This is a genomic window from Amnimonas aquatica, from assembly GCF_002943415.1.
GTDB lineage: Bacteria > Pseudomonadota > Gammaproteobacteria > Pseudomonadales > Moraxellaceae > Perlucidibaca > Perlucidibaca aquatica_A.
This window is the reverse complement of the sequence record NZ_PTQZ01000023.1, coordinates 1-12546: the sequence shown is the minus strand read 5'-3', so window position 1 is coordinate 12546 and position 12546 is coordinate 1. Positions and strand designations below refer to the sequence as shown.

The following is a 12546-nucleotide window of genomic DNA, read 5'->3' as shown; positions in this document are numbered from 1 at the left end:
TGCAGCTGTCCGGCGCGCTGCTCCAGCCGCTCCGCCTGCCTGGCTGCCGAATCCTTCAGGAACTGGTCGCGCTTGGCACGCTGCTCCGGCGTCAGCACCTTGTCGATGCGCGCCTGGGAGTCCTTGCGGATGGCCTCGTGCTTGGCACGCTCTTCGCTCAGCACCTTGTCGATCTGCTGCTTCTGACTGTCGGTCAGCTCCAGCCCGGCGCGCTTGTCGATGGCCTCGATGAAGCGATCGGGACCGCCCGGCTTGGCACCGTGGAACTTGTGGTCGGGGCCGGCATGCGCCGCGGCGCTCAGCATGAGCGCGGCCAGCGGCAGGGCGAAGGGCAGCAGCGTGGATTTCTTCATGGTGGATCTCCTTTGGTCGGGGCCGTCATGGCTTGAACCGTCCGGACCATGCCGGCGGTGACATTACCCAGAACGCCCCCTGACAGGTGGCGATGACCACGGCCGGGCGGTCTTCAAGAAGTCTCCACATTCAGGCCGAGCGGGGCCGCCCGCCACCCATGGTCACACCCGAGACCACGCCCGCGACCACATTCGCGACACGAACGGCGGGCATGAAAAAGCCCTCGCGAAGAGGGCTTTTCCGGAGTGGCGGGCGCTTACTTGCGCTTCATCATGTCGAAGAACTCTTCGTTGGTCTTCGCGTCCTTGAGCTTGTCGAGCAGGAACTCGATGGCCGCGATCTCGTCCATGGAGTGCAGCAGCTTGCGCAGGATCCAGACCTTCTTCAGCTCGTCGTCGCCCATCAGGCGCTCTTCGCGGCGGGTACCCGACTTCTTGATGTTGATGGCCGGGAACACGCGCTTCTCGGCGATGCGGCGGTCCAGGTTGACTTCATGGTTGCCGGTGCCCTTGAACTCTTCGAAGATGACTTCGTCCATCTTCGAGCCGGTGTCGATCAGCGCGGTGGCGATGATGGTCAGCGAGCCGCCTTCCTCGATGTTGCGGGCGGCGCCGAAGAAACGCTTCGGACGCTCCAGCGCGTGCGCGTCGACACCACCGGTGAGCACCTTGCCGGAGCTGGGGATGACGGTGTTGTAGGCGCGGGCGAGACGGGTGATGGAGTCGAGCAGGATGATGACATCCTTCTTGTGTTCGACCAGGCGCTTGGCCTTCTCGATCACCATTTCGGCGACCTGCACGTGACGCACCGGCGGCTCGTCGAAGGTCGACGCCACGACCTCGCCGCGCACCGTGCGCTGCATTTCGGTGACTTCTTCCGGACGCTCGTCGATCAGCAGCACGATCAGGTAGCAGTCCGGGTTGTTGCGCGCGATGGACTGCGCCAGCGTCTGCAGCAGCATGGTCTTGCCGGCCTTCGGCGGCGCCACGATCAGCGAGCGCTGGCCCTTGCCGTACGGGGCGATGAGATCGATGGTGCGGGAGGTGACGTCTTCCGTGGAACCGTTGCCCAGCTCCATGATCAGGCGGCTGGTCGGGAACAGCGGCGTCAGGTTCTCGAACAGGATCTTGTTGCGCGCGCTTTCCGGCGAGTCATAGTTGATCTGGTTGACCTTGAGCAGGGCAAAGTAGCGCTCCGACTCCTTCGGCGGCCGGATGGTGCCGGTGATGGTGTCGCCGGTGCGCAGGTTGAAGCGGCGGATCTGCGACGGGCTGACGTATATGTCATCCGGGCCGGCGAGGAAGGAGCCCTCGGCCGAACGCAGGAAGCCGAATCCGTCGGACAGGATCTCGAGCACGCCATCGCCGTAGATTTCCTCGCCGTTCTTCGCGTGCGTCTTGAGGATCGAGAAGATGATGTCCTGCTTGCGATTGCGGGCGACGCTCTCGAGGCCCATGGAGTCCGCAATCTGGATCAGTTCGCCAATCGGCTTTTTCTTGAGTTCGGTGAGATTCATACCGTGGATTCAGCTGGAAGGATGAGGGCGACTCCATCTGCTCGTGCCGGCGGTGGCAATGGCGTTCGACGAGGGATCACGGACACGGGGGCAGCGTCAGGATGGCAGCGCGCGTGGAGGATCGAGGGGAACGTGACTAAGGCAAGCAGATCGGGTCGGAACCGGACGGCCGCGGGCTTTCCGCAGGCCGTCCGTGAAACTTATATAGTGGAGTCGATGAACGCTGTCAACTGCGACTTGGACAGCGCGCCGACCTTGGTGGCCGCCACGGCGCCGCCCTTGAACACGCTCAGAGTCGGGATGCCGCGCACGCCGAACTTGGCAGCGGTGGCGCCGTTGTCGTCGACATTGACCTTGACGATCTTCAGGCGGCCTTCGTACTCACCAGCGATGGCGTCGAGCACCGGCGCGATCATCTTGCAGGGTCCGCACCACGGTGCCCAGTAGTCGACCAGAACCGGGCCGTCGGCCTGAAGCACGTCGGCTTCGAAATTTGCATCGGTGGTGTGGACGATCAGCTCGCTGCTCATCATGTCACTCCGTCGTCGGAAGGGGATGGTCATTCATGATACACCACTGCTGACAAATGCATGCAACACGAGGGGGGTACGCTACACTCGGGAATCTTCACCCTGCCTCACAAACCGGGCGGGCGCCCGAAAACCAGCACCTGACCGGGAGACGCCGATGACGCGCAACCTTCGCCTTGATGATGGCCTGATGGCTGCCGTGGATCTTGGCTCCAACAGCTTTCACATCGCGATAGCCCGTCTCGACCATGGTGTCATCCGCATCACCGAGAGCCTGTCCGAGAAGGTCCAGCTGGCCGCCGGCCTGGACCAGGACGACCACCTCGACGAGGCCGCGCAGGAACGCGGCCTCGCCTGCCTGTCGCGCTTCGGCCAGCAGCTCGCCGGTGTCGAGCCGCGGCGCATGCGCATCGTCGCCACCAACGCGCTGCGCGTGGCGCGCAACGCCCGTGAATTCGTGCAGCGCGCGGAGACCGTGCTCAACCACCCGGTGGAAATCATCGCCGGCCGCGAAGAGGCCCGGCTGATCTATGTCGGCGTGTCGCAGACACTTGCCGGGCAGGGCCGGCGGCTGGTCATCGACATCGGCGGCGGCTCCACCGAATTCATCATCGGCGACCGCCACGAACCGCTGCTGACCGAGTCGCTGCACATGGGCTGTGTCAGCTACACGCAGCGCTTCTTCGCCGACGGGCAGATCAGCGCCAAGGCGCTGGACAAGGCGGTGACCGCGGCGCGCCAGGAGCTGTCGGCCATCGCCGGTGCCTACCTGGCCGAGGGCTGGCAGACCGCCATCGGCTCCTCCGGCACCATCAAGGCCGTGCGCACGGTGATCCAGCAGCTGGGGTGGTCGGACGCCGACGGCATCATCACGGCGGAGCACATCGAACGTCTGCGCGAGCTGCTGCTGCAGCACCGCCATGTCAGCGAGCTCGACCTGCCCGGCCTCAAGGAAGACCGGCGCGCAATCATGCCGGCCGGCTTCGCCATCATCAGCGCGATCTTCCAGTCGCTGGGCCTGGACACGCTGGGCTACTCCGACGGCGCCCTGCGCGAAGGCGTGCTGCACGACCTGCTCGGGCGCTTCCAGGACGTCGACATACGCGACCGCACGGTGACCTCGCTGCAGCAACGCTACAGCATCGACCCGGCCTTCGCCGCGCGTGTCGCCGACACCGCGCTCGACCTGCTGCGCCAGAGCCGTCCGGCCGCCGACATCCGCCCCGAGGATGCCACGCTGCTGGAGCGCGCAGCACAGCTGCACGAGATCGGCCAGGCGATCTCGCACAGCGGCTACCACAAGCACGGCGCCTACCTGCTGCTGCATTCCGATCTCGCCGGCTTCTCGCGCCCGGACCAGGAGCGGCTGTCGCTGCTGGTCGGCCTGCACCGTCGTCGCATGCGCCAGGAGCAGGTGCAGGCGCTGCTGCAGGCCGGCGGCCCGGCGCTGTTCCACCTCTGCCTGCTGCTGCGCCTGGCCGTGCTGCTGCACCACAGCCGCAGCCGCGATGACCTGCCGGCACCGAAGCTGAAGGTCGATGGCGACAGTTTCACGCTGCGCTTCCCGCGCGGCTGGCTGAACACGCGTCCGCTGACCTGCGCCGACCTGGAGCAGGAGCAGGACTATTTCGCGGGACTGGGCCTGACGCTGGACTTCGCCTGAGCCGGCCCGGACTGGCCGGCGGCCAGACCGGGCAACGCGCTCAGGTCAGGCGTTCGAGCAGCACATGCTGCGCGGCCTTCGGCTCGCTCCGGCCCGGCTCGGCACGCTGCCAGGAGCCGTCCGACTGCAGCAGCCAGGCCTGGCTGTTGTCGGCCAGGTAGACCTTGAGGCCGTCGTCGATGATGCGGCGGCGCAACGCCGGATCGTTGATCGGGAAGCAGGTCTCGACGCGCTGGAACAGGTTGCGGTCCATCCAGTCGGCGCTGGAGCAGAACACCTTCGGATCGCCGCCGTTCTCGAAATAGAACACGCGGGTGTGCTCCAGGAAGCGGCCGACGATGGAGCGCACGCGGATGTTCTCGCTGACGCCCGGAATGCCCGGGCGCAGGCAGCAGACCGACCGCAGGATGAGGTCGATGCGCACGCCCGCCTGCGACGCGCGCAGCAGGGCCAGCATGACCTGGCGCTCGGTGAGCGCGTTCACCTTCACGATGATGCGTGACGGCAGGCCGGCCTGCTGGTTCTGGATTTCCTGGTCGATCATCTGCAGCAGCTGCGGATGCAGCGTGAACGGCGCGTGCAGCAGCTGTTTCAGGCGCACCACGCGGCCCATGCCGGTGAGCTCCTGGAAGATCTTGTGCACGTCCTCGCAGACTTCGCTGTTGGCGGTGAGCAGGCCGTAGTCGGTGTAGATGCGGGCGTTGCCGGCATGGTAGTTGCCGGTGCCGAGGTGGACATAGCGTGCCAGGCGGCGACCCTCGCGGCGCACCACCAGGATCATCTTGGCGTGCGTCTTGTAGCCCACGATGCCGTAGACCACGATGGCGCCGGCCTGCTGCAGCTTGTTCGCGACCTCGATGTTCGATTCCTCGTCGAAGCGCGCGCGCAGCTCGATCACCGCCGTCACTTCCTTGCCGTTGCGCGCGGCCTCGGCGAGGATGTTGACGATCTCCGAATCGGCGCCGGAGCGGTACAGGGTCTGCTTGATGGCCAGCACATGCGGATCACGCGCGGCCTGGCGCAGCAGGTCGACCACCGGCGCGAAGGATTCGAACGGATGGTGCAGCAGAATATCGCCCTGCTGCATGGCCTCGAAGATGCTCTCGGTCTTCTGCAGCACCTCCGGAATGCGCGGCCGGAACGGCACGAAGCGCAGGCGCGGGCGGTCGAAGTCGGACAGCAGACGGGCGAGGTTGACCGGGCCGCTGACCTGGTAGAGCGCATCGCTGCCGAGGCCGAAGCGGCGCAGCAGGTAATCGATGATGTGGCGCGGGCAGTTGTCCGCCACTTCCAGGCGCACGGCGGCGCCGTAGCGTCGCGACAGCAGCTCGCCCTTGAGCGCGGAAGCCAGGTCCTCGACATCCTCGTCGACGGTGAGGTCGGCGTTGCGGGTGACGCGGAACTGGAAGCAGCCGTTCGCGGTCATGCCCGGGAACAGCTCGGAGACATGCTCGTGGATGATCGACGACAGCATGACATGCTGGTCGCCGCCATCGGTGATCTCGTCCGGCAGGCGCACCACGCGCGGCAGCGAGCGGGGCGCCGGCACCACGGCCAGCGACATCTGGCGCCCGAAGGCATCCTTGCCGTCCAGCGAGACAATGAAGTTCAGCGACTTGTTGACCAGGCGCGGGAACGGGTGCGCCGGGTCCAGGCCGATCGGCGTCAGCACCGGCATGACCTGTTCCTTGAAGTACTTGCGCACCCAGGCCGACTGCTTGTCGTCCCACTCCTCGCGGCGCAGGAAGCGGATGTTCTCGGCCGCCAGCGCGGGCAGCAGGTCCTCGTTGAGGATGCGGTACTGGCGGTCCACGGCGGCATGGCAGGTATCGGCGATCTGCTTCAGCACCTCCTGCGGCAGCAGGCCGTCCGGCCCGGTGCTGATGCGGCCGAGGGCGACCTGCTGCAGCAGGCCGGCGACACGGATCTCGAAGAACTCGTCGAGGTTGCGCGAGAAGATCAGCAGGAAGGTCAGACGCTCCAACAGCGGGTGCCGGGTATCCGTCGCCTGCTCGAGCACGCGCAGGTTGAAATCGAGGATGCTGAGTTCGCGATTGATGTAGAAAGCCGGATCGTTGAGATCGACAGCGCTGGCGACGGCGGTCATAACGAGGGTCCCTCGGGAAGTCACGCCATTTGACCGCCGCTTCATGACGGTTTTATGTCAGTCCCGCGTCAGCGGGCACTGTCCAGTTCGGCGGCGCGCAGCAAGCGCGCGGCCTCGGGAGCGAAATAGGTCAGGATGCCGTCGGCACCGGCGCGCTTGAACGCCAGCAGCGACTCCAGGATCACCGCGTCGCGCTTGAGCCAGCCCTGCTCGAAGGCAGCCACGTGCATGGCGTATTCGCCGCTGACCTGATAGGCGAAGGTCGGCACCTGGAACTGGTCCTTCACCGCCTTGACCACATCCAGATACGGCATGCCCGGCTTGACCATGACCATGTCGGCGCCCTCGGCGAGGTCGAGCGCGACTTCATGCAGCGCCTCGGCGCCGTTGCCCGGATCCATCTGGTAGCCGAGCTTGCTGCCACCCTTGAGGTTGGCAGCGGAGCCTACGGCATCGCGGAACGGACCGTAGTAGCTCGACGCGTACTTGGCGGCGTAGGACAGGATGCCGACGTTGACATGACCCGCAGCCTCCAGCGCCTGGCGGATGGCACCGATGCGGCCGTCCATCATGTCCGACGGCGCCACGATGTCGGCGCCGGCCTCGGCCTGCGACAGCGCCTGCTTCACCAGCGCCTCGACACTGACATCGTTGAGCACGTAGCCGTTGTCGTCGAGGATGCCGTCCTGGCCGTGCACGGTGAACGGGTCGAGCGCAACATCGGTGATGATGCCGAGGTCCGGGTAGGCGGCCTTGAGCGCGCGCGTGGCGCGCTGCGCGATGGCATCCGGATTCCAGGCCTCCTCGGCCAGCAGCGACTTGGCCCCGGCCGGCGTGACCGGGAACAGCGCCAGCGCCGGAATGCCCAGCGCCACCCATTCCGCGGCCGCCTGCACCAGCAGGTCGATCGACAGGCGCTCGACACCGGGCATGGAGGCCACCGCCTCGCGACGGTTCTCGCCATCGAGCACGAAGACCGGATAGATCAGGTCATTCACCGTCAGCGCATGCTCGCGGACCAGCCGGCGCGACCACGCGTGGGCGCGGTTGCGACGCAGTCGGGTGGCGGGATAGGGAGCGCGCTGGGGCGTGGCGACGGCCATGGCAATCTCGAGGGGAGGAGGAGATGCAAGCTTAGCCCAAGCCGCCCGGCCTGACCACGCGAGGGCCGCGGCGGTCCATGCGGCCATCCATGGCGACACAAGTAATGACCAAATGGTCACATATTGCTAGAGTGTCTCCGGCTCCGGCCGCGCCAGCAGGCCGACCGGTATCACCAGGACAGCCGCAGGATCCGCACACGCATGAGCAGCCTTTACGACACGGGGCAGACGCCCGTCGAACCCCTGGCCAGCGGCACCGGCGACAGCGATGAGAAAGCACGTCAGGAGCGCCTGCGCGTGCTCATGCAGCAACTGATCGACGGCTTCAACCTGACACCGTTCAATCAGCACATCGGCTTCCGGGTCACCGGCATCGATGCGGACGAAGTACGTGCCTCGCTCGACATGCAGCCCTGCCTGGTCGGCAATGTCTTCAAGCAGATACTGCATGGCGGCGTGATCGCCACCATGCTCGACAACGTCGGCGGCCTGGCGGCCCTGACCGCCGCCTATGTGCGCCTCAAGGGGCAGCCGCGCGAGGAGAAGATGCGCCGCATAGGCCAGCTCGGCACCATCGACATGCGCATCGACTACCTGAGGCCAGGGCGCGGAACCCGCTTCGAAGCCATCGGCCGGGTGGTGCGCGTCGGCAGCAAGATCTGCGCGACGCAGATGGAACTGCGCAATGACAGCGGCGAGCTGATCGCCACCGGCAACGCCGTGTTCCACTACTGAGCCCCTTTCGGGAGCAGCGCGCGGCCTGCTCCGTCCGCGCTGACCGGCAACTCAGCCGGTCAGCGCATCCAGCTCCTCGCCCAACGCCAGCCAGCGCGCCTCGTCCTCCTCCAGCGCCGCCTGCAGCGTGGCCTGCTCGGTCAGCAACCGCCGCAAGACATCGGCCTGCCCGGACTCGTATACCGCGCTGTCAGCCAGGCTGGCGGCGATCTCGTCCAGATGCTGCTGGTGCGTGGCGACACGCTCCTCCGCCTTGGCCAGCGCCTGCTGCAATGCACGCACATCCGCCGAGCGGACCACTTTCCTGGCCGCCGACACGGGCGCCTGCTCGGGCGGCGGCATAACCGCCGCCGCAACCGGAGCCGCTACCGCGGCCCGCCCGGCCGCCGTAACTGCGCGGGCCTTCTCTGTACGCCACTGACGCAGCCACTGGGCATAGTCATCGAGATCGCCATCGAAGGGACGCACCTGACCATCGTTGACCAGCAGCAGCTCGTCGCAAAGCACCGACACCATGTTGCGGTCATGCGAGACCAGCACGATCGCGCCCTCGAAGGCCTGGATAGCAACCAGCAGGGCATGGCGCAGGGCGAGGTCGAGGTGGTTGGTGGGCTCGTCCAGCAACAGCACGTTGGGCCGCTGCCAGACGATAAGCGCCAGCGCCAGGCGCGCCTTCTCGCCACCCGAGAACGGCTCGATCACCGAGGTCACGCGGTCGCCGCCAAAGCCGAAACCGCCCAGGAAACTGCGCAGGGTCAGCTCATCGGTCTTCGGGCTCAGGCGCTGCAGCATGAGCAGCGGTGTAGCACGGACATCGAGATGGTCGACCTGGTGCTGGGCGAAATAGCCGATGCGGGTGTGCTCGCTGATCAGGCGCGTGCCCGCGAGCAGCGGCAGCTCGCCCACCAGCGCCTTCACCAGTGTCGACTTGCCGGCGCCGTTGGGACCGAGCAGGGCCATGCGCGCGCCCGGGTACAGGCCGAGCTGGACATGGCGCAGCCAGGGCACGCCGTCATAGCCGATGTCGGCCTCATCGAGACGCAGCAGCGGACTGACCAGGCGATCCGGTGCGCGGAAACGGATCTCCAGGCCGGAGTCGATCTCCGCCGGTGCGCTCAGCGTCATGCGCTCCAGCGCTTTCAGGCGGCTCTGCGCCTGCCGCGCCTTGGATGCCTTGGCACGGAAACGCTCCACGAACGACTGCAGGTGCGCGACCTGCTGCTGCTGTTTCTCGAACGCCTGCTGGTGCTGCGCCAGACGCTCCGCGCGGGTGCGCTCGAAGGTGGAATAGTTGCCGCGGTAATGCGTGATGGTGCCCATCTCGATGTGCAGGATGTGGCCCACCACGGCATCGAGGAAATCACGGTCGTGCGACACCACCAGCAACGTGCCGGGGTAGGCGCGCAGCCAGTCCTCCAGCCACAGGATGGCGTCGAGGTCGAGGTGGTTGGTGGGCTCGTCCAGCAGCAGCAGGTCGGAGCGGCACATCAGGGTCTGGGCGAGGTTGATGCGCATGCGCCAGCCACCGGAGAACTCGGCCACCGGACGCTGCTGGTCAGCCTCGGCGAAACCCAGGCCGGCGAGCAGCTGGGCCGCACGCGAGCGTGCCGTGTAACCGTCGATGCTCTCGTAACGGGCGAACAGGCGACCCACCTCATTGCCGTCCATGGTCTCGATGTCGGCCAGCGCGGAGTCCAGCTCGCGCCATTCGGCATCGCCATCGAGCACGTATTCGATCGCCGGCTGCTGCAGCGCGGCCACTTCCTGGGCCATGTGCGCGACCGTCCAGATGGCCGGACGCTGCAGGCTGCCGGTATCCGCCTGCAGCTCGCGGCGCAGGAGCGCGAAAAGGGAACTCTTGCCGCAACCATTGTTGCCGGTCAGACCGACATGCCAGCCCGGATGGATGGTGAAGCCGGCCTTCTCGAACAGCGGACGACCGCCGCGCAGCAGACTGAGGTTTTCAGCAAGGATCATGGAGCACCCGCAGCAATGACAGAAAGAACAACGGGCCCGAAGGCCCGTTGCTGTTGCCGCAGTGTAGCAAGCTTACGAGGCGGACGGCGTGGTCGGCGTCGTGGCAGGAGCGGCAGCCGGGGCAGCAGCGGCCGGGGCCGGTGCAGCAGCAGCGGGCTTCGCAGCCGCAACCGGCTTGGCGGCCGGCTTCGCAGCAGGCTTGGCTGCCGGCTTCGCGGTGGGCTTGGCGGTCGGCTTCGCAGTCGGTTTGGCCACCGGCTTCGCAGCAGGCTTGGCTGCCGGCTTCGCAGCGGGCGTTGCCACCGGCTTCGCAGCAGGCTTGGCCGCCGGCTTCGCAGCAGGCTTGGCCGCCGGCTTCGCAGCGGGCTTGGCCGCCGGCTTCGCAGCAGGCTTGGCTGCCGGCTTCGCAGCAGGCTTGGCCGCCGGCTTGGCTGCAACCTTCACAGCGGGCTTGGCCGCCGGCTTCGCAGCAGGCTTGGCCGCAGCCTTCTTGGCAGCGGCAGCTTCACCCTTGATCTTGGCCTGGACATAGGCCTTCAGCTCACTCTTCTGCTGCAGCAGGGTAATGGCCTTGCGGGCCTGCTCGTAGTCCTTCTTGGCGGCGGCGACGGCAGCCTTGGCTTCGGCTTCGGCCTGCTGGGTACGCTCCTTCAGAACCTTGACGAGCTCCTTGTCACCGGCAGCCTTGTCGATCTGCTGCTTGAACTTGACCTGGACTTCCTTGTAGCTGGCCTCGGCCTTGTCGACGAGCTTGCGGGCAGCATCGACATAGGATTCGGCTTCTTGCTGGGCTTTCTCGACGACCTTCTGAATCTGCTCGCGCAGTTTCACGGCTTGCTTTTCAACATCGGCTTTGAGCTTTTCCACTTTGGCCTCGACAGCACTCGCTGCCTCAGCAGCTTTGGCCTTCACCGGCGTGGCTTTCTTGTTTGCAGCGGGCATTGGCGTTTCCTCTCTGGATAGGTTGGCGCATCGTTGAAGTTAATCCATGACTTTTAAAAAAGCGAGAACCTGTCAATGGTGTTCGCTGCATTTTGTCGGTGATATTCCCCCTTTTCCGGCGGGGTGGTATCGATACCCGCTTGCCCTTATCCTCCAAGCATTCGCCATCCGATCCTCACGGGAGTGATTCAATGCGTCACCTGGTATTTTCCCTGGCCCTCGCCGGCATCGCATCGCTGTCTCCCCTCGCCATGGCGGCGGGTGATATTGCAGCAGCCCAGAACACCTCGCCCGTGCTGGCACCGAACACCGGCAAGAAGCCGGTGAACGATCGCGAGCAGTTCGCCTACAGCATCGGCTACATGAACGGTCAGGGCAGCGCGGAGCAGATTCCCGACCTCGACATCGACACCTTCATCCGCGGCTTCCGCGATGCCTTCGATCGCAAGGAAAGCCTGCTGACGCCGCCGGAACGCACGGCCGCAGTGAACCGCTACAAGGAGCAGCGCCTGGCACAGCTGCAGGCCGAGCTGGAAGCGCTGGCAGCCGAGAACGCCCAGGCCGGCGCAGCCTTCCTCGACGAGAACTCCCGTGCCGACGGCATCAAGGTCACCAGCTCCGGGCTGCAGTATCGCGTGGTGAGCGAAGGCAAGGGCGCCAAGCCGAAAGCCAAGGACAACGTCCGCGTGCACTACGAGGGCCGCTTCCTCGACGGCACGGTATTCGACAGCTCCTACAACCGCGGCGAGCCGGCCGTGTTCCAGCTCGACCAGGTGATCCCGGGCTGGACCGAGGGCCTGCAGCTGATGCCGGTGGGCTCGACCTACGAGTTCTTCATCCCGTCCGCGCTGGCTTATGGCGAAGCCGGTGCCGGCCCGATCCCGCCGAACGCCGTGCTGCACTTCAAGGTCGAGCTGCAGGGCATCGAGAAGGCTGCCGCCGCCAAGCCAGCTGCGAAGCCGGCCGCCAAGCCGAAGAAGTGACCTGCGCATGACACATGAAAAGGCCGGGCATTGCCCGGCCTTTTCATGTCACGCCACAGTACTCAGCGTCGACGGACAAGCTGCCAGAGCGTCAGCGCCAGCAGGCCGGTGAACATGACCAGCGTCCAGCCCGGCAGCGTGAGCCCGAACAGCACCCAGTCGACCTTGGCGCACTCGCCCGAGCCCTGGAACACCTGGCGCACGACCTCCTGCAGCGGGAATGCCGCCAGCCAGTATTCGAGGCCCGGGCCGCAGGCCGGCACCTGCTCCGGCGGCAGGTGTTGCAGCCAGACATGACGACCGGCCACCACCACGCCGGCCAGCGCCGCCAGCGAAGTCAGCGCGGCATAGACGCGCCGGCCCCAGCCGGCCGGACCATGCAGTGCCGCGACCAGCGCCACGGCGCCTGTGGCCATGACGGCGATGCGCTGGAAGATGCACAGCGGGCAGGGCTCCAGACCTTCCACATGCTGCAGATAGAGCGCGGCCGCGATGGCCACGGCGGCCAGCGCCGCGATCAGCAGGTTGGTCTGGCGGAACGTCGGGATCCACGGCATGGCATCACTCCTGGTCAGTCAGCGAAGTAGCGGTCGAGGAATTCGGCGAACGGCAGCTGCGGCTGCGCCTCGAGATCAG

General features: G+C 66.4%; 11 protein-coding genes. 3 read left to right on the top strand and 8 right to left on the bottom strand.

Features of this window, described 5'->3' with window-relative positions; all coding sequences use genetic code 11:
- The 3 genes from C5O18_RS02175 to trxA form a co-directional block, all read right to left on the bottom strand.
- Nucleotides 1-353 (bottom strand): hypothetical protein (locus C5O18_RS02175; RefSeq protein ID WP_206389689.1); only part of this gene is annotated, 353 nt, incomplete at its 3' end.
- Between the two features lie 257 nt (nt 354-610).
- Complete coding sequence (gene rho, locus C5O18_RS02170) at nt 611-1870, bottom strand: transcription termination factor Rho (protein WP_105191230.1); 1260 nt, start codon at nt 1868-1870, stop codon at nt 611-613.
- Nucleotides 1871-2070: 200 nt separating this feature from the next.
- Complete coding sequence (gene trxA, locus C5O18_RS02165) at nt 2071-2433, bottom strand: thioredoxin TrxA (RefSeq protein WP_478209672.1); 363 nt, start codon at nt 2431-2433, stop codon at nt 2071-2073.
- A 124-nt stretch (nt 2434-2557) separates the two neighbouring features.
- Here trxA and ppx point away from each other — a divergent pair, with 124 nt between their 5' ends.
- The gene (ppx, locus tag C5O18_RS02160) at nt 2558-4063 is read left to right on the top strand and encodes an exopolyphosphatase (RefSeq protein WP_105191229.1); all 1506 of its coding nucleotides are present in this window, start codon (nt 2558-2560) and stop codon (nt 4061-4063) included.
- Nucleotides 4064-4103: 40 nt separating this feature from the next.
- Here the strand turns inward: ppx and ppk1 are convergent, their stop codons facing one another.
- A complete protein-coding gene (gene ppk1 / locus C5O18_RS02155; RefSeq protein ID WP_105191228.1) occupies nt 4104-6170 on the bottom strand; it encodes a polyphosphate kinase 1 in 2067 nt (688 codons plus the stop codon).
- A 68-nt stretch (nt 6171-6238) separates the two neighbouring features.
- Entirely contained in the window at nt 6239-7273 is a 1035-nt protein-coding gene (gene hemB, locus C5O18_RS02150) for a porphobilinogen synthase (RefSeq protein ID WP_105191227.1), read from the bottom strand.
- Nucleotides 7274-7474: 201 nt separating this feature from the next.
- Between hemB and C5O18_RS02145 the strand changes: the two genes are divergently transcribed.
- Nucleotides 7475-8008, top strand: coding sequence for a thioesterase family protein (locus tag C5O18_RS02145; RefSeq protein WP_206389688.1), 534 nt, complete (start codon nt 7475-7477; stop codon nt 8006-8008).
- A gap of 51 nt (nt 8009-8059) precedes the next feature.
- Here C5O18_RS02145 and C5O18_RS02140 read toward each other — a convergent pair whose 3' ends face one another.
- Nucleotides 8060-9985: an ATP-binding cassette domain-containing protein gene (locus C5O18_RS02140; protein WP_105191226.1), complete on the bottom strand. Its 1926-nt coding sequence runs from the start codon at nt 9983-9985 to the stop codon at nt 8060-8062.
- A 72-nt stretch (nt 9986-10057) separates the two neighbouring features.
- Nucleotides 10058-10852 (bottom strand): transcriptional regulator, encoded by a 795-nt coding sequence (locus C5O18_RS10300; protein ID WP_158249240.1) that lies wholly within the window; start codon nt 10850-10852, stop codon nt 10058-10060.
- A gap of 266 nt (nt 10853-11118) precedes the next feature.
- Here C5O18_RS10300 and C5O18_RS02130 point away from each other — a divergent pair, with 266 nt between their 5' ends.
- The gene (locus C5O18_RS02130; protein ID WP_105191225.1) at nt 11119-11910 is read left to right on the top strand and encodes an FKBP-type peptidyl-prolyl cis-trans isomerase; all 792 of its coding nucleotides are present in this window, start codon (nt 11119-11121) and stop codon (nt 11908-11910) included.
- 62 nt (nt 11911-11972) lie between these two features.
- Here C5O18_RS02130 and C5O18_RS02125 read toward each other — a convergent pair whose 3' ends face one another.
- Nucleotides 11973-12467 carry a disulfide bond formation protein B gene (locus C5O18_RS02125; RefSeq protein ID WP_105191224.1) on the bottom strand — a complete coding sequence of 165 codons (495 nt, stop codon included), beginning with the start codon at nt 12465-12467 and terminating at the stop codon, nt 11973-11975.
- Nucleotides 12468-12546: the final 79 nt, after the last annotated feature.

Coding starts and splice junctions, on each gene's coding strand:
- rho (WP_105191230.1), bottom strand. CDS start 1,870: ATGAATCTCACCGAACTCAAGAAAAAGCCGATTGGCGAACTGATCCAG.
- trxA (WP_478209672.1), bottom strand. CDS start 2,433: ATGACCATCCCCTTCCGACGACGGAGTGACATGATGAGCAGCGAGCTG.
- ppx (WP_105191229.1), top strand. CDS start 2,558: ATGACGCGCAACCTTCGCCTTGATGATGGCCTGATGGCTGCCGTGGAT.
- ppk1 (WP_105191228.1), bottom strand. CDS start 6,170: ATGACCGCCGTCGCCAGCGCTGTCGATCTCAACGATCCGGCTTTCTAC.
- hemB (WP_105191227.1), bottom strand. CDS start 7,273: ATGGCCGTCGCCACGCCCCAGCGCGCTCCCTATCCCGCCACCCGACTG.
- C5O18_RS02145 (WP_206389688.1), top strand. CDS start 7,475: ATGAGCAGCCTTTACGACACGGGGCAGACGCCCGTCGAACCCCTGGCC.
- C5O18_RS02140 (WP_105191226.1), bottom strand. CDS start 9,985: ATGATCCTTGCTGAAAACCTCAGTCTGCTGCGCGGCGGTCGTCCGCTG.
- C5O18_RS02130 (WP_105191225.1), top strand. CDS start 11,119: ATGCGTCACCTGGTATTTTCCCTGGCCCTCGCCGGCATCGCATCGCTG.
- C5O18_RS02125 (WP_105191224.1), bottom strand. CDS start 12,467: ATGCCGTGGATCCCGACGTTCCGCCAGACCAACCTGCTGATCGCGGCG.